This is a genomic window from Echinicola sediminis, from assembly GCF_054777495.1.
The window spans coordinates 1-20,681 of sequence record NZ_BAAHAP010000006.1 but is presented as its reverse complement, the minus strand read 5'-3'; the positions used below and the strand labels follow the sequence as shown (position 1 = coordinate 20,681).

9 protein-coding genes are annotated in these 20,681 nt (G+C 46.3%); 8 read left to right on the top strand and 1 reads right to left on the bottom strand.

Translation table 11 applies throughout. The annotated features are described in order from the left end of the window. The first annotated feature begins 233 nt into the window (after positions 1-233). The 8 genes from ACYVAA_RS02590 to ACYVAA_RS02555 all read left to right on the top strand — a co-directional run bounded on the left by ACYVAA_RS02590 (position 234) and on the right by ACYVAA_RS02555 (position 17,395). Positions 234-1,289: an NHL repeat-containing protein gene (locus ACYVAA_RS02590; protein ID WP_460538477.1), complete on the top strand. Its 1,056-nt coding sequence runs from the start codon at positions 234-236 to the stop codon at positions 1,287-1,289. Between the two features lie 17 nt (positions 1,290-1,306). Next, entirely contained in the window at positions 1,307-3,640 is a 2,334-nt protein-coding gene (locus ACYVAA_RS02585) for a PSD1 and planctomycete cytochrome C domain-containing protein (RefSeq protein ID WP_460538476.1), read from the top strand. Between the two features lie 31 nt (positions 3,641-3,671). Beyond that, positions 3,672-5,165, top strand: coding sequence for a DUF1501 domain-containing protein (locus ACYVAA_RS02580; protein WP_460538475.1), 1,494 nt, complete (start codon positions 3,672-3,674; stop codon positions 5,163-5,165). 1,023 nt (positions 5,166-6,188) lie between these two features. Beyond that, positions 6,189-9,116 carry a two-component regulator propeller domain-containing protein gene (locus ACYVAA_RS02575; protein ID WP_460538474.1) on the top strand — a complete coding sequence of 976 codons (2,928 nt, stop codon included), beginning with the start codon at positions 6,189-6,191 and terminating at the stop codon, positions 9,114-9,116. A gap of 1,268 nt (positions 9,117-10,384) precedes the next feature. After that, the gene (locus ACYVAA_RS02570; protein WP_460538473.1) at positions 10,385-12,685 is read left to right on the top strand and encodes a DUF1553 domain-containing protein; all 2,301 of its coding nucleotides are present in this window, start codon (positions 10,385-10,387) and stop codon (positions 12,683-12,685) included. Positions 12,686-12,715: 30 nt separating this feature from the next. After that, the gene (locus ACYVAA_RS02565; RefSeq protein ID WP_460538472.1) at positions 12,716-14,209 is read left to right on the top strand and encodes a DUF1501 domain-containing protein; all 1,494 of its coding nucleotides are present in this window, start codon (positions 12,716-12,718) and stop codon (positions 14,207-14,209) included. A 442-nt stretch (positions 14,210-14,651) separates the two neighbouring features. Then, positions 14,652-16,166 carry a c-type cytochrome domain-containing protein gene (locus tag ACYVAA_RS02560; RefSeq protein WP_460538471.1) on the top strand — a complete coding sequence of 505 codons (1,515 nt, stop codon included), beginning with the start codon at positions 14,652-14,654 and terminating at the stop codon, positions 16,164-16,166. A 173-nt stretch (positions 16,167-16,339) separates the two neighbouring features. Beyond that, complete coding sequence (locus ACYVAA_RS02555; protein WP_460538470.1) at positions 16,340-17,395, top strand: NHL repeat-containing protein; 1,056 nt, start codon at positions 16,340-16,342, stop codon at positions 17,393-17,395. Between the two features lie 745 nt (positions 17,396-18,140). Here ACYVAA_RS02555 and ACYVAA_RS02550 read toward each other — a convergent pair. Then, positions 18,141-20,681, bottom strand: a 2,541-nt coding sequence (locus ACYVAA_RS02550) for a hypothetical protein (protein ID WP_460538469.1), incomplete at its 5' end; no start/stop codon positions are given.

Below are 20,681 nucleotides of genomic sequence, written 5' to 3'. Positions count from 1 at the left end.
GAGCGAAGTGATCTTGATGTGTGTTTATCGCACATATGAGTGGTTTGCCAGCCTCACAAAGGCAGGCAAACCACCTTTGCGAACGCTATGACGAAAACTTAGGAGACAGCCTCATGTCCCTTTTCCGCCCATGGAAAAATTAGGGAACGTTCTAGCGATAACCTAATGAATAATTGCCAAAAAGAAAAAACCGAGGTAAATTCCAGTCCAGAAGCCCTAAAATAGAATTAAGCATGTCATCAAGCAATAGCCAGAACAGAAGAAACTTCATCAAGAAAAGTTCACTCCTTATCAGTTCGGGCCTCCTTTTGCCCAATATCAATTTTGGCAAAGCCACAGATCCGGCCCGTGAAATCATTGGACACGGAGATTTTAAATACAAAGTCAACAAGAACTGGAGCAAGCAAAATGCCTCCAAGATCCCGGTGAAAGACTGCCATGAAATGGTGCAGGACAAAAAAGGACGATTGATCCTCCTGACCAATGAAACCAGCAACAACATTATTTTCTATGACCGATCTGGCAAGGTATTGAAAACCTGGGGGAATGATTTTCCCGGAGGGCATGGCCTGACCTTGCACCAGGAAGGGGAAGAAGAATTCCTTTATATTACCGACCATGACCGCCATCAGGTCATCAAGGCTACGCTCGACGGAAAAATCCTGTTGACCCTGGATTATCCTAAAGAAACAGGGGTGTACGAAAAACCAGAACAATATCGCCCCACGGAAACAGCCATTGCTCCCAACGGTGACATCTACGTCGCTGACGGCTATGGTTTGAGCTATATCATCCAATACTCCCCCAAAGGTGAGTACATAAGGCACTTTGGAGGTAAAGGTGAAGCTGCCACCAACCTGCAGCAAGCCCATGGCATTTGCTTGGATACCCGAAATCCAGAAAAGCCAGAGCTTATCATTACCTCCCGTTTGGCCCACGAGTTTAAGCGATTCTCCCTGGACGGCCAGCACTTGAAGACAGTCCCCGTTACGGGCTGTTGGGTAAACCGGCCGGTCATCAAAGGCGAAAACCTTTATTTCTCCGTTCTCCGCACGGTGAGCAGAAAAGACTATGATGGTCTGACCGTGATCGTCGACAAAAATGATCAAGTCGTATCGGCCCCGGGCGGATCCGCACCCGAATATATCGATGGCAAATTGCAGACCATCGTCTACGACGGACATACCTTTATGAATCCCCATGATGTATGCATTGACGAAGATGAAAACATCTATGTTCCCCAATGGAATTCCGAACAGACTTTTCCGGTGCAGCTTAAAAGAATCTAATTTATTGTAATGAACCCATGATAGCCATCTCCTACTTTAAGTCCTTCAAACATACCTTCCTAACAGGTCTTACAGGCGCTTTGGCCCTACTTATCTCCAGTCTTTCCTGCTCGCACCAAAAGGACGACAAGGTTGATTTCAATGCAGAAATCCGCCCCATTATCAATTCCAAGTGCATTTCATGCCACGGGGGCGTCAAACAATCCGGAGGTTTTAGCCTGCTCTTCCAATCGGAAGCCCTATCCGCCACGGAATCGGGCATTCCTGCCATACTTCCCGGCAAGGCAGACTCCAGCGAAATGATCAAACGGATCCTCCATGAAGATCCCGAAGTCCGCATGCCGCCCGAAGGAGATGCGCTCAGCAAAGAGGAAGTCGAATTGCTAAAAAAGTGGATCAACCAAGGTGCCGAATGGGAAGACCACTGGTCCTTTATTGCTCCTGAGAAGCCCGAGGTACCGGAAGTCGACCTCGGGGAATGGGCCCAAAATCCCATCGATGCATTTGTATTGAGTAAAATGGAAGAAAAAGGCCTTTCTCCTTCCCCTCAGGCCGATCCTGCCAGCCTGGCCAGACGCCTAAGCCTGGACCTTACGGGACTTCCCCCTACCAAGGACATGGTGGAAAGACTCCAACAAAACCCTGACCTGGCCACCTATGAAGCGCTAGTGGACGAGTTGCTATCCTCCCCCCACTACGGGGAAAGATGGGCCGCCATGTGGATGGACCTGGCAAGGTACGCGGATACCAAGGGGTACCAAAAAGACCGGCACCGGCCCATGTGGAAATTCAGGGACTGGGTAATTGAGGCCTTTAATGCAGACATGCCTTTTGATCAGTTTACCATAGAGCAATTGGCGGGAGACCTGTTGCCCAATCCCACCAAAGACCAGCTCATTGCCACAGGATTCCACCGCAACACCATGACCAATGATGAAAGTGGCACCGATGATGAAGAATTCCGGGTTTCCGCTGTTCTGGACAGGGTGAATACCACCTGGGAAGTCTGGCAGGGCATCACCTTTGCCTGTGTCCAGTGCCACAGCCACCCTTACGACCCCATCAAGCATGAGGAGTATTATGAATTTTATGCCTTCTTTAACAATACCGCCGATGCGGACACCTGGACAGACAGCCCGACCATGCCGGTTTTCACCAAGGTGGAAGAACAAGAAAGAAAAGCCTTGATGGGCTGGATTGACTCGATACAAAACCTCTCTCCCAACATCCAATACCAGTTTGCCCATCAGGTGGAAAAGAAAAAAGAGAGCATCGAAGGCATCCGGCCAGATCCCCTGCCGATCATGCAGGAACTCCCGGAAGCACAACAGAGAAAAACCCATGTTTTTGAAAGGGGCAACTGGATGGAACATGGCAAGGAAGTACAACCCGGTGTACCTGGATCTATGCCTGATTTGCCCGACAGCCTGCCGGACAACAGGTTAGGACTGGCCAAATGGCTGGTCAGCAAGGACAACCCCTTGACCGCAAGGGTCACCGTAAACAGGGTTTGGGGACAACTTTTTGGCCGAGGGATTGTGGAAACCCAAGAGGATTTTGGTTCCCAGGGATTTGAGCCTACCCATCCCGAATTGCTCGACTGGCTTGCCTATAATTGGATGCATGAACAGGATTGGAAGCTCAAAAGCCTCTTGAAGCAGCTGGTCATGTCAGCCACCTACAGACAATCCTCAAAGGTCAGCGATGAACTTAAGGCCAAAGATGCTGCGAATTATTGGCTGGCCAGAGGACCCCGTGTCCGCCTGACCGCGGAGCAAGTTCGCGACCAGGCCCTGGCCGTCAGCGGACTTCTTAGCGGCAAAATGTACGGTCCCTCGGTGATGCCTCCTCAACCTGACGGTGTTTGGCAGGTCATCAACAACCCCGAAAAATGGGTCCAGAGCAAAGGAGATGACCAGCATAGAAGAGGCCTCTATACCTACTGGCGCAGGACCAGCCCCTACCCTTCCATGATGGCGTTTGACAGTCCAAGTAGGGAAGTTTGCATCAACCGCAGGATCAGAACCAACACGCCATTACAGGCCTTGGTGACCATGAACGACCCGGTTTATGTGGAAGCGGCCCAAGCCTTGGCAAAAAAAATGTACCAATCCGATAAAAATCCGGGAGAGCAATTGAAAAACGGCTATGCCATGGCCATGTATAAGACACCTTCCCAAAAAACCCTGCAATCATTGCTGAATCTTTATGATACGGCCAAGGCCCACTTTGAGCAAAGTGGAGAAGGCATTGAAAACCTGGGAAAAACAGAAAAGGATGTTCAGCTCAATGCCCTCACCATGACCGCCAACGCCATCCTCAACCTGGACGGCTTTATTACCAAAGACTGATTAATCTAAGCAACACCTAAAGCCCAGCACGATGAACTTGTTTGAAGAAGCCCAATTTAGAAATGCCGAGTTGAACACCCGAAGACACTTTTTGAAAAAATGCCTTACGGGAATGGGAGGCATTGCCTTAGGTTCGTTTTTAGGAGGAAGCCTCAGCAGCTGCGGCAGCAATGGCTCAGGCGGAAATGTCATCGGGGACCTGGACAATCCCATGAAGGCCATTCCCTCGCACTTTATCCCCAAAGCCAAAAGGGTCATTTACCTCCACATGGCGGGAGCTCCTTCCCAATTGGAGCTGTTTGACTACAAACCCGAGCTTGAAAAATTGAACGGGCTGAACTGTCCTCCTTCCCTTTTGGAAGGCAAACGATTTGCCTTTATCCAAGGCACCCCACAAATGCTGGGGCCTCAGTTTCAGTTCAAGCAGTACGGCCAGTCTGGCGCCTGGGTAACCGACCGTATGCCACACTTTTCACAAGAAGTAGACAATGTTTCCTTCCTCAAGGCCATGCATACCGATGAGTTTAACCATGCACCGGCCCAATTGCTGATGCACACAGGCAGTGCCCGCTTGGGCAAACCTAGCCTGGGCTCCTGGGTCACTTATGGATTGGGTACGGAAAACCAAAACCTTCCGGGCTTTGTGGTGTTTGTCTCTGGCGGGACCACGCCAAGTGCCGGAAAAAGTATTTGGGGAAGCGGCTTTCTGCCCACAGTGTACCAAGGGGTACAGTGCCGTTCCAAAGGAGACCCGGTTCTCTACCTCTCTGATCCCAAAGGCGTCAGCAGAGAACTCCGGGAAAAGACCATCGACATCATCAACGATATCAATAAGCAACAATATCAGGAAATCGGTGATCCCGAGATCATGACCAGGATTTCCCAATATGAAATGGCCTTCAAGATGCAGATGTCCGTTCCGGAAACCATGGACATCTCTGACGAACCGGACTACATCCACAAAATGTACGGCACGGAGCCCGGCAAATCTTCCTTTGCCAACAATTGCCTACTGGCAAGGAGACTGGCCGAAAAAGGAGTGCGCTTTATTCAGCTCTACCATTACGGTTGGGATTCCCACGGATCCAACTATAACGAGGGGCTCCATCAGGGATTTAATGACCGCTGTAAGGAAGTGGACCAGCCCATGTCGGCGCTACTGAAGGACCTGAAGCAAAGAGGACTATTGGATGACACATTGGTCATCTGGGGCGGTGAATTTGGGCGGACCCCCATGCGCGAAAACCGTGGCGGCAAAGAGATGAAGTTCATGGGCCGTGACCACCACCTGGAGGCATTCACCATTTGGATGGCAGGCGGGGGCATCAAACCTGGCCTTTCCTACGGGGAGACGGATGAAATCGGCTATTATGGCATCAAAGACCGGGTCCATGTACACGACCTTCAGGCCACCATCCTCCATCTTCTTGGTATGGACCACGAAAAACTCACCTACCCTTTCCAAGGCCGGGACTTCCGACTCACGGACGTGCATGGGAACATCGTGCATGATATTCTTGTCTGATGGACTGTATGGAGATTAGTTATTGGCTATTGGGAAATTAGGTTATTGGGAAAGGGACATTCAGAATTCATGATCCAACATCTTCGTTTTACCTAGGATTGGCACCAACATGGGATTGGTTATTGGTTATTTGGAGATTAGTTATTGGTTATTTGGGAATTGGGTTATTGGGAAAGGGACATTCAGAGTTCATGATCCAACATCTTCGTTTTACCTAGGATTGGCACCAACATGGGATTGGTTATTGGTTATTTGGAAATTAGGTTATTGGGGGGTATTCAACTTGGATGAATCAAGATCCTTGTTATGCCAAAGGGCTTGAACCAAACATGACAGAAACTGGACCTGAGGTTAGGCATGCTCATTTTTTCACTGCCGGGGCGAAGCCCTCGGCACAACCAAGCCTCTCCCGCTATCTAAGTAATTCATAAATAGGTTAAAACTCTCCAAAATGTTCCACAAAAAAATTCGTTCAAACCTGTCCACCGTGGTGGATTCGTGTAATTCGTGGACACCGTTTATTCGTGGACACCCCTATAAACCAAAACAACCAGACAATAAGGGGATTGGTTATTTGGAGTTTAGTCATTGGTTATTTGGGAATTGGGTTATTGGGGCCATTCAGAATGCGTGAATCAAGATCCTTGCTATGCCAAAGGGCTTGAACCAAACATGACAGAAACTGGACCTGAGGTTAGGCATGCTCATTTTTTCACTGCCGGGGCGAAGCCCTCGGCACAACCAAACCTCTCCCGCTATCTAGGTAATTCATAAATGGGTTAAAACTCTCCAAAATGTTCCACAAAAAATTCGTGCAAACCTGTCCGCCTTGGTGGATTCGTGTAATTCGTGGACCCTGTTTTTTTGTGGACACCGTTTATTCGTGGACACCCCTATAAACCAAAATCACCAGAGAAATACCGCCATACAAGGATTCAAAAGAAAAAAATTTACAAAAACGTTTATTTTCCCATATATTTACCTGAATAACCGTTATACCCGAATGGAATTTATATGCCTCCAATGCAGCTTGACCATAGTGTTTCCCCCTCTAAAAGTGGCTATCATGCTATTTTGAGGCTATTGCTTGGAGTTTTTTCCCTTATTTTTTTCCTTTTTGGTCCCGCCCCCCTTTGCCTGGGGCAAAAAAAACTGAACCTCTACCAACTTCCCTTAGAAGGCCTCAGCGATATGGAAGTTCAGGCCATCTATCAGGACCATTACGGCTTTTTATGGTTTGGAACCTCCAATGGCCTCAACAGGTTTGATGGGCATGAATACTTACAGTTTCATCATGATGAAAATGACCCCAAGAGCCTTTCCAGTAACCAGATCAACACCATCATCGAAGATGCCCAGCAGCAGCTTTGGATCGGCACTAAGTACGGTCTGAACAGATTTGACCGGGACAACAACACGTTTACGAGTTATCTGCCTGTATCAAATGACAGCAGTGCCTTGCCGGGCAAAAACATCAAAGTGCTTTTCCTGGACCAGTCGCAAAACCTATGGATCGGGACAAACCAGGGCCTTTCAAAGTATCAAGCGGACAAAGACCATTTCATCAATTACTTCCATCAGGAGAATAATCCGAACAGCATTGTCGGCAACAGTGTCAACCAGATCATTCAAGACAGCAAAGGCAGACTATGGATCGGCACCAATTACAGCGGGGTGAGCCTCTATGAACCTGACAAAGACCTTTTTACCAATTACCGGCATGAAGCTGGCAATCCCAACAGCCTAAGTGGCAACACCATCATTTCCCTTTTTGAGGACAGTTATCAGAACATTTGGATAGGCACCATCAGAAGTGGCCTGAACAGGTTTGAAGAGCATTCCAAGACTTTCAAGCGCTACAGCCAAGGAGCGCACCGGGGCAGTATCGCCACCAATTCCATTTATTCCATCACCGAAAACATGGACCGCGACCTGATTATTGGGGGCATGCAGGGCGGGATGAGTGTCTACAACCGTACCTCGGATACCTTTATCCGCTATAATACCAAAGGAAAGATCAACCTGAAAGGCAATACCGCCAGTGTGTTGACCGACTTTACCACCAAAGACAAACAGATTCTCATTGCCACCAGCAACGGCGGCGTAAATATCTATGACAACTATCCCAGCAATTTCACTTCTTTTCAGCACAGCCCTGATGATGAAAGCAGCCTGAGCATAGACCATATCACCGATATACTCCAAGACAGCAAAGGAAGGATTTGGGTCGGTACCGATGGAGGAGGGATCAACCTCTTTGACCTGGAGAAGGGCCTTTTCACCCCATACCTAAAGCAGGACCTGCCGGGAAAACTCATGGACAACACCATCCTGAAAATTTCCGAAACCCAAGAGGAAGATATCCTTCTTTTGGGCACCCAGTTACATGGATTGGTACGGTTTGATGTGAAAAGGGAGCGTTTCGAGCCCATAGCAATAGATCTCCCTGCTTCGGAAGAGCTGCTGATCCATGATATTTTAAACGACAGTAAGGGAAATACCTGGATCGGAACAGAGGGAGGACTATTTTTTCTAGCAGCCAAAAATAAAAACAGCAAAACCATCCCCGTACCGGGTATCAATAGCCCCGTCCACTGTATAGTGGAAGAAGGTGATCATATCCTGATCGGTACCGATAATGGGATCATCAAAACAAAGCCTGGTGCTGATTTCTCCATTGAGCGCTCCCCCCTTCCCCAGCAGTCTGAAAGTAATAAAGCCATTGTTTTAGGCATTGCACCAAAAGGGAGAGCTGTCCTGCTGGGAACTAAAAATGATGGTTTTTGGCTACTGGAAGAGGGCCAATATGTACAACTTGAAGTGCCTAAGCTGAACCTGTCAAAAATAAGTAACCTCCACTGGCAGGACCATGAAATCTGGTTTTCGGCAGACAATGGACTTTACCGGGGCCAACTGGACAGAAAAAAGGCAAAAATAAACATCACCGGCCATTACACCACCGCTGATGGACTGGCGGGCAACCACTTTTCACAGGGCAGTTTGGAAAAAACCCGGAACGGGCATTTCCTTATTGGGGGAATCAACGGGCTGAGCCTTTTTCATCCGGACAGCCTAAAAACCAATCCCCATGAACCGTCCATCGCATTTACCAACCTGTACATCAACAATAAAAAAATCCAGCAGGGCACTGCAGGTTTGTTGGAAAAAGACATTAATGCGACCACCAGTATTACCTTGCCCGATGGCAGCAATGACATCACCCTGGAATTTTCAAGCCTGAACTTTATCAAACCGGACAAAAACCGGTATGCCTACCGTTTAGAAGGCTGGGAAGAGGATTGGAACTACAGCCATAATCACAAAGCTGCTTATGTGGACCTACCTCCGGGGAAGTACACCTTCCGGGTCATCGGAAGCAATAATGACGGCATTTGGAACAATGAAGGCAGGACAATCGACATAATCGTGAAATCCACCTTCCCTTGGCTTGCTACAGGTGTAATAGCTACTGCGGCACTGGCCATCGGCCTGATCCTTTTCTTATGGGTTTGGAGAAACAGAAAGAAGAAAACTCCCTCTCCCCTTCCTGTCAAAACAAATGCTATCGACGATAAACTGTCACTTATTCCTGAAGTCAAAAAAGAAAACCCCGATGAGTTCATCAATGAAGCAAGGGCCATTGTGATTGCCAATCTCCAAAATGAAGATTTTGATGTCAATATGCTGTGCCGTGAACTGGGCACCAGCCGCTCCCAACTTTACCGAAAGTTCAAAGAACAGGGTGGCTATTCCGTATCCACATTTATCAAGGAAATCAAGCTTTCCCGCGCCGAGCATTTGCTCCAAAAAAGCGAGCTCTCCATATCAGAGGTAAGCCAACTTTCGGGTTTTAAATCCCCCTCCCACTTTACCAAGACCTTCCAATCCAAATTCGGCCTTACCCCATCGGAGTATTCCGGCAAACACAAAAACAAAACGGGCGTTCACTGATTTTTTCAAGGAGATCAAACTTAAATTATCTGTGTATCCGCAATGTTGCACGTAACCAAATCTTATACGGTTCTTTTTGCTTTCTGTTCTTTTCCATTGATGAAAAGAACCATCCCGAAAGCTTTCGGGACTAGGCTATGGAGCATCCCGTACAGTGGTCGGGACAGGTTCTTCAAATTGAGTGAATTCGTTTTCGATTACGAACAGTTTGCCTCAATTTGATTTTGTGCCATTTGCTGTAGGCTAAAAATGAGTGGATCTCGCTCGTCCACTTCGCGAGCTAACTCATTTTCTTAACGCCTCCATCAATTGTCCCAAAACCGAATGTTCCAAAGGCCTTCAGAAGGATTTCTGTTAAGTATTTTGATCTATTAATTTTACGTGCAAAATCCCCGACAGTCAGATTAGATTAATCTATTAACCCGAGTTAGATTTAAAAAATGGTGAAATAGGATCGCCAGCGTCATAGCGAGAAGTCAATACTCTTTAATACATAAAGGAGCTGAATGACATTGTCTTATTTTATCCATGAATTTGTTGTCTTTGTTGTCCCTTCTCGCATAACTATCGGGATGAAGGGACGAGGTAAGTTGAGTCTTAGGCTCAATTTTATCCGTGCCGATCCGCCGCGATTGGCACAACCAAGTAAATTTTTAAAATTCAAAATATTCTATCGACTGTCAATGGTAGAGGTCAATATTTTCTTTAGTGTGAGGGGGAGTAAATGACGGATATCTATTCACCCTCGTTACCTCCTAACCCTCCATACTATTAAGTTAAGAGGAATAATAACCACTGATGAATACAGATAAACACAGATGTTTCATTTAACCTCTTTTAATCTGTGGTTATCCATTTAATCTGTGGTTAACTTAACAACATTGAAGGGGAGCCCCTCCGCACGTTGAACCCCCTGTCAATGGTAACCTGTCTGCAACAGGCAGGCCCTTTTGCGATGGGGAAGTGCGAGGAAAAAGGGATTGGCTCAATTTGAAGGACCTGTCCCGACTACTGTACGGGATGCTCCACAGGCCCAGATTCCTGCCTCGCGGTAGGCAAGGTTTGGTACTTTTCATCAATGGAAAAGTACATGCTTAAATTACAGCAGAAGTGTATGATAACATCAAATAGCTTAAAAATTCCTCAACAAAACCGCCCAAAAACAGCCATGAGACAAATAAACAAGGCATTTGGGACGCTGGGAAAAGTATAAATTGGGCCATTTGGACATATTTGGGACTTCATCACATTTAACAAAATCCCAATAGATGACACGATCTCTAGCCGTTTTTTTGAGTTTATTTTACATAGGACTTCTCGCCTTTGTCTCCTGTAACAGTGAGGCGGAAAAAGTTGATTTTAATGCAGAAGTCCGGCCCATCATCAATGGAAAATGTATCTCCTGCCACGGAGGTGTCAAGCAATCCGGGGGCTTCAGTCTACTTTTCCAGGAAGACGCCCTCACTCCCACCGAGTCGGGACATCCCGCTATTTTGCCCGGGAAAGCAGAGGAAAGCGAGATGATCAAGAGGATATTGCATCAGGATCCTGAACAAAGAATGCCTCCCGAAGGACCTGCCCTCAGCAAGGAAGAAGTGGAGATCCTGAAAAAATGGATCAACCAAGGAGCGGAATGGGAAGACCATTGGTCTTTCGTGCAGCCTGAGGAGCCCGCAGTCCCCGAAGTGAATCAGGCATCCTGGGAAAACAACCCTATTGACCAATTTATCTTGGCAAAGATGGAAGACAAGGGGCTGTCCCCTTCCCCACAGGCTGATCCGACCACTTTGGCCAGAAGGCTGAGCCTGGACATTACCGGACTGCCTCCTACACAGGAAATGGTCCAAAAGCTAAAGAACGATCCTTCTTCAGCCAACTACGAGGCCTTGGTGGATGAGCTCTTATCCTCTCCGCAGTATGGGGAACGATGGGCATCCATGTGGCTGGACCTGGCCCGCTATGCCGATTCCAAAGGCTATGAAGCCGACCGCCACCGGGACATGTGGAAGTACCGCGACTGGGTCATCAAGGCCTTTAACCAGGACATGCCTTTTGACCAGTTTACCATAGAGCAGCTGGCCGGGGACCTCTTGCCCGAGCCCAGCAAGGACCAGCTGATCGCCACTGGTTTTCACCGGAATACCATGACCAATGACGAGGGTGGCACCGACGATGAGGAATTCCGCGTGGCCGCCGTTTTGGACCGGGTAAACACCACCTGGGAAGTATGGCAGGGCATCACCTTTGCCTGTGTGCAGTGCCACAGCCACCCTTATGACCCCATCAGGCATGATGAGTACTTTAAGTTCTATGCCTTCCTGAACAATACCGCGGACAAAGACACCTATCCGGTGGAAAGCCCCGTGATTCCGGTGTATACGGACATTGATTTGCAGAAAAAAGAAGCCCTGACCAATTGGTTGGATTCGGTAAAAAACAGTTCGAATACCTATCAGTTGGCCGGTATGATCAAAGAAAAAGAATCCGAATTGGAGGGGATCAAAAAATACACCCTGCCCATCATGCAGGAACTGCCTGAAGAAGAAAAGCGCTCCACCTTTGTGTTTGAAAGGGGCAACTGGACCACGCATGGCAAGGAGGTTTCCCCTGGCGTGCCGGGCTCCATGCCCGATCTTCCCAAAGGAGCACCATCCAACCGCCTGGGAATGGCCAAATGGCTGGTCAGTGGGGAGAACCCTTTGACCGCAAGGGTAACCGTCAACAGGATCTGGGGACAGCTCTTTGGCAAAGGCATTGTGGAAACCCAGGAAGACTTTGGCTCGCAGGGAATAGCTCCTACCCATCCGGCGCTATTGGACTGGCTGGCCCTCCATTGGATGAAAGACCAGCAGTGGCACATCAAAGCATTGATCAAACTCATCGTTACCTCTGAAACGTATAAACAGTCTTCCGATGTCAGCAGCAAAAAGCTGAAGATTGACGCGGCCAACGATTACCTGTCCCGCGGACCAAGGGTAAGACTTTCGGCTGAGCAGATCCGTGACCAGGCCCTGGCCGTTAGCGGCCTGCTAAGTGATAAAATGTACGGTCCCTCCGTAATGCCCCACCAGCCGGAGGGTATCTGGCAAGCAGTATACAACGGTTCTCAATGGGAGACCAGCGAAGGAGAAGACCAGCACCGCCGGGCTTTGTATACCTATATCAGGCGTACCAGCCCTTATCCCTCTATGATTGCCTTTGATGGGCCAAGCCGTGAATTCTGTGTCAACCGAAGAATTGATACCAATACGCCTCTGCAGGCATTGGTCACGCTAAACGACCCGGTGTATGTAGAAGCAGCCCAGGCCTTGGCCAAAAAGATGCAAGCCTCAGGCAAGCAACTGGACAAGCAAATCACCAAAGGCTTTGAACTGGCATTATTCGCACCTCCTTCAGAAAGTGACCTGAACACGCTGGAAAAGCTTTATCAAGAAGCCAAGGAGCATTTTGAGCAAACCGGGGAAGGATTGGAGAATTTGGACAAAAACCAAAACGACATAGAACTCAACTCCCTAACCGTGGTAGCCAATGCCATCATGAACCTGGATGCTTTTATCACCAAAAACTAAGTGAAACCCGGACCTAAAATTTAGAACATCATGAATCTTTTTGAAGAAATTGAATATAAAAAAGCAGAACTGAACACCCGGAGGCATTTCCTGAAAAAGTGCCTTTCCGGCATGGGCTCGATCGCCTTGGGCTCCCTGATGGGCAGCAGCTTGAGCTCCTGTGAGCGGGCAAGCGATGCTTTGGGAAGCTTGAGGGACAATGCCAATCCAATGAAGGCGCTTCCTTCTCACTTTTTGCCCAAGGCCAAAAGGGTGATCTACCTGCACATGGCCGGTGCTCCTTCCCAGCTTGAGCTCTTTGATTATAAGCCTGAACTCCAAAAACTCCATGGCCTGGACTGTCCTCCTTCCTTATTGGAAGGCAAGCGCTTTGCCTTTATCCAGGGCACCCCGCAGATGCTAGGCCCTCAGTTCAGCTTCAAACAACATGGCGATTCCGGTGCCTGGATTTCCGATAGGTTGCCCCACTTCTCCCAATGTGCGGATGACGTGACCTTCCTCAAGGCCATGCATACCGATGAATTTAACCATGCTCCGGCCCAATTGCTGATGCAGACCGGAAGTGCCAGGCTGGGCAAGCCTAGCATGGGCTCTTGGGTCACTTATGGTCTGGGTTCAGAAAACCAGGATTTACCGGGCTTTGTGGTATTGGTTTCCGGAGGCAAAACCCCCAGTGCCGGAAAAAGTATCTGGGGAAGCGGTTTTCTTCCCACCGTTTACCAAGGTGTGCAATGCCGCTCCAAAGGAGATCCGGTACTTTACCTTTCGGATCCCAAAGGCATGAGCAGGGACCTTCGGGAAAAATCCATCCATGCCATCAATTCCATCAACAAAAAGCAATTTGAGGAAGTGGGCGATCCCGAGATCATGACCCGGATTTCGCAGTATGAAATGGCCTTTAAGATGCAGATGTCCGTTCCGGAAACCATGGACATCAAGGACGAGCCCGACTATATTCATAAAATGTACGGCACCGAGCCCGGAAAATCTTCCTTTGCCAATAATTGCCTTTTGGCGCGTAGGCTGGCCGAAAAAGGAGTGCGCTTTATCCAGCTTTACCATTGGGGCTGGGATGCCCATGGTGCAGGAAAAAGCGAGGCCCTCAACCATGGCTTCAAAGACCGCTGCAAAGAGGTGGACCAAGCCATGTCCGCCCTGCTGAAAGACCTTAAGCAGCGGGGGCTGTTGGATGACACCCTGGTCGTTTGGGGCGGGGAGTTTGGACGTACCCCGATGCGTGAAAACAGGGGCGGCAAGGAAATGACCTTTGTGGGCAGGGACCACCACCTGGAAGCCTTTACGACCTGGATGGCCGGCGGGGGCATCAAGCCCGGCATGAGCTATGGCGAGACGGATGAGATCGGCTACTATGGCATCAAAGACCGTGTCCATGTGCATGACCTGCAGGCGACCATCCTTCATCAGCTGGGCCTTAACCATGAAAAGCTCACCTACCATTTCCAGGGGCGGGACTTCAGGCTCACCGATGTGCATGGAAATGTGATCGAAAAAATCATTGCCTAATTGATCATCTATTTCCCAAAACATATAAAAGTAATATGAGCATCCATAAGGATGAACATGGTTAATGCAAGTCAAAATAATAAACGGAAACCAGGAATCCGGCCCTTGGAGCATTCGGTTTTGGAACAGTTGCGGAGGGCGTTAAGAAAATGAGTTAGCTCGCGTCGTGGAACAGCGAGATCCACTCATTTTCAGCCCAGAGCGAGTGTTTCAAAATCAAATTGAGTAAAATGGCTCTGATCTAAACCGTCATCAGCTCAATTTGAAGAATGCTCCACAGGCCTAGGTTTTTTGCCTACTTTTTCATCAATGGAAAAAGTAGGAAAGCTAAAAAAAAGCTAGGCCCCAAGTTAATTTGGCCACGTTCAATAAAGCGAATACACATAAAAAGTAATTTTACCGATTACCGGGTGAACCAATAAACCCAATACCATTCACAAATATGAAGAAGCTACTGTCCCTTTTTTTTACTTTTCTGTTGATCAGCATTCCCTTACTGGCACAACAGGTCCAAGGCCCTTTGGAAGAACCTTCTGACCTGTGGCTGTTTATCGGGCGCTTTCACCCATTGATCGTCCACCTTCCCATAGGCTTTATCCTGTTGGCCTTTTTGATGGAACTGATGGCAAAAATCCCCCGGTTCAAGCACCTGGAGCAAAGTGTTTCCTTTGTGTTGTTTCTGGGAATCTTGACCTCGGTCGGAGCGGCAGTATTCGGGTACTTGCTTTCACTGAGCGGGGAATACCAAGGCTCGACCCTGGACTGGCACTTGTATTTGGGATTGGCCACGATGCTGCTCGCCATCATCGCTTTGGTCCTTAAGTCCAAAGCCTCCGGCACTGCCTATTTTACGGCCCTGTCCGCCAGTGTTATCTGCCTCACCTTCACCGGACACCTTGGGGGCAACCTCACCCATGGTTCCGATTACCTGGTCCGCTATATGCCCAACAGCATGCGCGCCATGGCCGGGCTTCCGCCCAAAAAGACCGCACAGGCACGTATCATCGACAATGTGGAAGAAGCCATCATCTTTGATGATTTTATCAAGCCCATCATGGACAGCAAGTGCGAAAGCTGCCACAATGCCGAGAAAACCAAAGGCGACCTAAGGCTGGACACCAAAGAAGGCTTCCTCAAAGGCGGGGAAAACGGCCCCAGCCTGGTACCCGGACAGCCTGCCCACAGCGAACTGTTCAAAAGGGTCAACCTCCCCAAAGAGCATGAGGACGTGATGCCCCCCGAAGGCAAAAAACCGCTCAGCAAGGACGAAATTGCGCTTTTGGAATGGTGGATCAGCAATGAAGCTTCCTTTGATAAAAAGGTCGCTGAGGTAGAGGTATCCAAGGACATCCAAGAAATCCTCGATGAAATAGCCAACCCCAAGCAAATCCAAGTGAATCCCCTCTACGCCAAAAAGGTGAAAAGCCTTTCTGCCGACGAACTTGAGGAACTGCGGGACCTGGGCTTTTCGGTATCCCCTTTATCTGCCGAAAGCCCCTTTATCCAGGTCAGCTACCTCAATACCGGCCTGCCCATGAAGAAAGAGCAGGTAAATGCGCTGAAGAAAGCCGCTGAACAAACAACCTGGCTTAACCTAGGCAAGGTCCAACTGGAAGCAGGCCAGGACTTCAAATTCCTAAAGGACTTCAAGCACCTCACCGAACTCCATCTGGAAAACACGGCCATCAAGGACAGTGAACTGGCGGGAATCGACAAAATGGAATATTTGGAGTACCTCAACTTATACGGGACCTCGATCAGTGACCAAAGTGTCGGGGCCTTGGGCAAGCTAAAAAGGCTGAAGAAAATCTACCTCTGGCAAACGGCCGTTTCCGAGGACGGCAAGGGACAGCTCAAAAAGACCGTTCCCGAATTGGAAATCATCGCGGATGATCTTCAAAAGACGGTTGAGGAGTCCGCAATCTATCAGGACTCCACGGTTATTGCCAGCCAGTAAATCAATATGACAAAATGTTTAAACAAATAGACCGATAATAGCCCGGCATTTTATATCTTTAGCATCGTTAAAATAAATCCCCAGCGATAAACGGTAACATCTTCCTCCGTTTTGATACCTTAAAACCTACCTGTTTGCTGCTGGATCAATGAAGTCAATAAAACAAAACACATATGAAAAAGGAAGCCCAGTTTGACCGAAGGAAATTCGTAAAATACAGTTCGGCATTAGTCACCTCCACCTTTATTCTTCCCAATATCAATTTTGGAAAATCCAAAAATCCCGAAGAAGAGATCATCGGGCATGGGGATTTCAAGTACAAGGTAAACAAAAACTGGGGCAACCAGGATCCGGCCAAATTCCCGGTAAAGGACTGTCATGAAATGGTACAGGATAAAAAGGGCCGTTTGATCCTACTGACCAACGAGACCAAGAACAATGTCATCTTTTACGACCGTTCCGGCAAGATCCTCAAAACCTGGGGGCATGATTTTCCTGCTGCCCACGGGCTGACCCTCCATGAAGAAGGAGGCGAAGAATTCCTATACATTACCGACCATGACCGTCACCAGGTGTTCAAAACCACCCTTGACGGCAAAATACTCCTGACCTTAAACTATCCCAAAGAAACCGGGGTATACGATAGCCCGGAGCAGTACAAGCCCACCGAAACGGCCATAGGTCCTAACGGGGACATCTACGTGGCCGATGGATACGGAAAAAGCTATGTCATCCAATATTCGCCCAAAGGAGAGTACATCCGGCACTTTGGCGGACAGGGTGATGGAGATGAGCAGCTCAAGCAGGCCCATGGGGTTTGTCTGGACACCCGGAAAAAGGGCAAGACAGAATTACTGGTCACCTCCAGGGCAGCCCAGGAATTTAAGCGCTTCAGCCTGGACGGCAAGCATCTTGAAACCATCCCTACCCCGGGCTGCTGGGTATGCCGGCCGGTGATCAAAGGGAAGAACCTTTACTTTGCCGTGATCGTCACCAAAAGCTGGGAAAAATACGACGGCCATGTCCTGGTCATGGACAAAAACAACAAAGCCATTTCCTCTCCAGGAGGCTCCAAACCTCAGTATGTCGATGGAAAGCTCCAGACCAGCCACCATGTGGGGCAGACCTTTATGAACCCCCACGATGTCTGCATCGACCAGGATGAGAACATCTACGTTCCCCAATGGGCTTCTGAAAAGACCTATCCGGTTTTATTGGAAAGGGTTTGATCATTCAGGCATTATACTATTAAAAGGTCCCCGCTTGCAGCGGGGACCTTTATTTTTTTTGGGGGGTCATTGAATCGATTAAGAAAAAAAACAATCATTAGTATCCGCGATTGTGCCGGTAAACAAAAATATCAAGAAGGTGTGTCCACGAATCCACCACGGCGGACAAGTTTACACAGCCTGTCCCGTCGAATGACGGGAGATCTATCTGGCGCTAGTCAGGTTAGCACGAATTATTTTTTAATGGCGCCAAAGGAGCTCAATGAATTATGGGAAAATTTCCTTGGAGGAAACGATGCGGATCATAAGCAATACAATTTTGAAAATTCAATCTTTTGAACTTCTATATTTTCTTGAATTGTCATTTAATCTGGACTTATTATTTATTTCTTGTTTTTGTAATCAGCCAAATTAGTTTAAGTAACGTACTCCAAAAGAGCAATAAGGCTGAACACATTATTATAATTTTCAAAATAGGAATCCCAGTCTTGAAATAAAGAAATATTCCAACTCCAATTACACCAATTAAAAATATTACAATTAGTTCTCTAAGCTTGTTTTTCCCATATTCTTCTTGTGAACTATTCATCATTTGACCACAACTTTATCCAAATGTTTAAACATATCAGTAATAGGTTAATGTATTGCTTGCTCATGGTTTCGTTAAATTACACCCAACGGTTTGGCTATGAGCAGTAGCGTCCCGCAGGGCGCTATTGCTTATAGGTTTTGTTGTGTGGCGTTTTTATTTATTCAATGCCTCTTTAAGTTTCACCGCTAAATCCGAATTATTGTCATTCGGGATTATTTTTTGATTGTCATTTCCGAATGCACTTGGGTTTTCGATATACTCAATCTTGTTTAATTTATATTGAAAAGGCTTTTGAAAGTTCTGTGGTAGCTCATTTAATACCTTCTCGCATACTTGCCTTCCCAATTGTCTGCGATTATGTCTTATACATATTTCGATGTAGTGAGTTAACCCATCTAATACAAAATTGCGGCAACTAGGAGCAAGGCTCATCAAATCAATTTCTTTTACAACATTAAATAGATGACCTCCTGGATATTTAAAAATGTCTTTGATCCTCTCCTTTTGCTCCTTATGTCTAATGCTATATTCCGTTCGGTTAATTTCACCTGTACGCAGCAATCCTTTTAATTCATCTCTTTCTGTTACGACAAGAATTCCTTTGTAAGTAGTGAGTATTCCAAGAAGTTCTAAATATTGCTCTTGCTCAAGTCTCGGTTTTGTTGTAAAAAAGTCTTGAATGATTTGAACAGCTAAATACTTTGATGATGAAGAACCTTCCATCCATGCTGTTGTCGAATAATCCTTGATGTATCTTGGGTCTTTCCGAAAAATGTGATTATAGTCTTGAAATAGCTTTATGGCCTTGTCAGGTTTGCTTTTATGAGAAATTAAATATGAAGCAAAATTTAGAAGTGCTCTTAGTTTAATTTCATACGGTGACTTTTCTCTGTTGAGGATATAGCGATACTTGTTTTCAACCTCTACTTCATCTTCCATTAATCTACTAGCGTCCGCATTCTCAAGCAAGGCAGTTTCTGTTGAAGCTCCTTTCTCTGTGCTAATTAGATTATATCTATTCGTGATGTTTCCTTCAAATTCTGGACCCTTGTTTTGATAATAAAGCTTCATTAGTCGATAAATCTCAACCGAATAAACTTTGTAGAAATCCTTATCTGAAACTATAATAATTTTAAGCTTGATAAGCTCATTTAAAGCATTCTGAAACTCTTCCTCTTTGTCCTCTTTATTTAGCACAAATTTTAGATTTCCAATAAGTCCGGTAAGGTCATTTTCATCCACCAATAAGCTAATGGCGAGAAACATGTTTTTCGCATTTAGCGAGAGATAGTCGTATATACGGTCATATAAAAAGTTTAAAGCTTCTTTAGTTGATTTGATTTCTGAAGTTAATGCTTCACTTAGATTACCTTTTTGGCCAATGAAAAGGGCAAGTTGAAAAATAAACAATGGTCTACCTGAAGTTATTTCAAATACCTTCTCTTTGGTTTCTTTCTTCTTAAGATCCTTTGACAAAAGAGCAATATTAAAGCTAGGAATTTCGATTTGTAGTGCCTCTATTAAAAATCTAACTGTCTCTTCTTCATTTAGCTCTTTGGTTTGAATTTCTTCACCTGTAATAAAGGTTGCGGCCCGTGTGGTAAGAATAACCTTATGATGATTAATATCTAATTTTCTAATGAAATCGGTTATTCTTTCCTTTTCGGCCTTGGAAAATGTTTCAAAGTCATCAATAACAATCATGAGGTGACCATCATAATTGATAATTGGGTCGGTTTCGAATGACTTATTGCCGAAAATGATTTCATTAAGTGTGGATACAATGTCTTCTAATGAAGAAATCCCTTCGTTGACGGGATTAATTTTCCCTTGGTAATAATTGTAATATCGGTCCTTTGCTGATAAGAATACTATGTAATCAAAAAGTCTTCTTTCTTGATTGCAGAGTATTTCAAGCGAACGTTGTATTGATGCTGTTTTTCCAACTCCACCGTGGCCCCAAATAGTTGCGAATACTGATGAACGGTTCTTTTTAAGAAAGTTGATAATACTCGTAGTAATACCAATATCAATGTACTTCTTAAAGTTATTTTCAAAGTGATTAATCACTGTTCCGTTTGCTGTTTTTCTCTTCAGGCCATCACTTGAAATGGTTATTTTTTCGAATTCAGGAATTTCAGTGTTTAAAGTCCCTGTTTTTAAGAGCTGATTAAACTTGGTTCGTCCTGTGAGTTTTTCTTCAATTGAGCAAAATGTATAGAAGTCCGATTCATTCTCAATTTTTACAAACGGAGATATTTTAAAATACTTTCCTGAAGCACCTAAAACGTATAGTTGGCCTATTTGGAAATCATGAATTTCTCTTGGGCAATTCCACGCTAAATAGGTTGCGCCATCAGGTTTATAGCAAACACCTTTGAATAAATTATCTTCTTGTTTTTTAACGACAACTAAATCATTTTCATCGAGCACCTCTGAGATTGAAGTTAAATCGACTTTTTCAAAAAACGTTTCAAAGAACTCTAGATAAGAATCTAAATCATCTTCAAATGAAAAACCATGGCCAATCTTTTGATTTCTGAATTTTGGATAATTATCAAAAAAGACACCCAATTCTTTCAGTTTTTTATTGCCAAATACTTCTTTGTCTAAATCTAGTTTTCGAATTATTGCGACTATGATGCCTACTGAAGGTTTCATAATGCAATTCACAACATATTCTCTTTCGTCTAC

What these genes read in the sequence shown, in the direction of transcription:
- ACYVAA_RS02575 (WP_460538474.1), top strand. Translation starts at nt 6,189, where the DNA reads ATGCAGCTTGACCATAGTGTTTCCCCCTCTAAAAGTGGCTATCATGCT.
- ACYVAA_RS02570 (WP_460538473.1), top strand. Translation starts at nt 10,385, where the DNA reads ATGACACGATCTCTAGCCGTTTTTTTGAGTTTATTTTACATAGGACTT.
- ACYVAA_RS02555 (WP_460538470.1), top strand. Translation starts at nt 16,340, where the DNA reads ATGAAAAAGGAAGCCCAGTTTGACCGAAGGAAATTCGTAAAATACAGT.
- ACYVAA_RS02560 (WP_460538471.1), top strand. Translation starts at nt 14,652, where the DNA reads ATGAAGAAGCTACTGTCCCTTTTTTTTACTTTTCTGTTGATCAGCATT.
- ACYVAA_RS02580 (WP_460538475.1), top strand. Translation starts at nt 3,672, where the DNA reads ATGAACTTGTTTGAAGAAGCCCAATTTAGAAATGCCGAGTTGAACACC.
- ACYVAA_RS02590 (WP_460538477.1), top strand. Translation starts at nt 234, where the DNA reads ATGTCATCAAGCAATAGCCAGAACAGAAGAAACTTCATCAAGAAAAGT.
- ACYVAA_RS02585 (WP_460538476.1), top strand. Translation starts at nt 1,307, where the DNA reads ATGATAGCCATCTCCTACTTTAAGTCCTTCAAACATACCTTCCTAACA.
- ACYVAA_RS02565 (WP_460538472.1), top strand. Translation starts at nt 12,716, where the DNA reads ATGAATCTTTTTGAAGAAATTGAATATAAAAAAGCAGAACTGAACACC.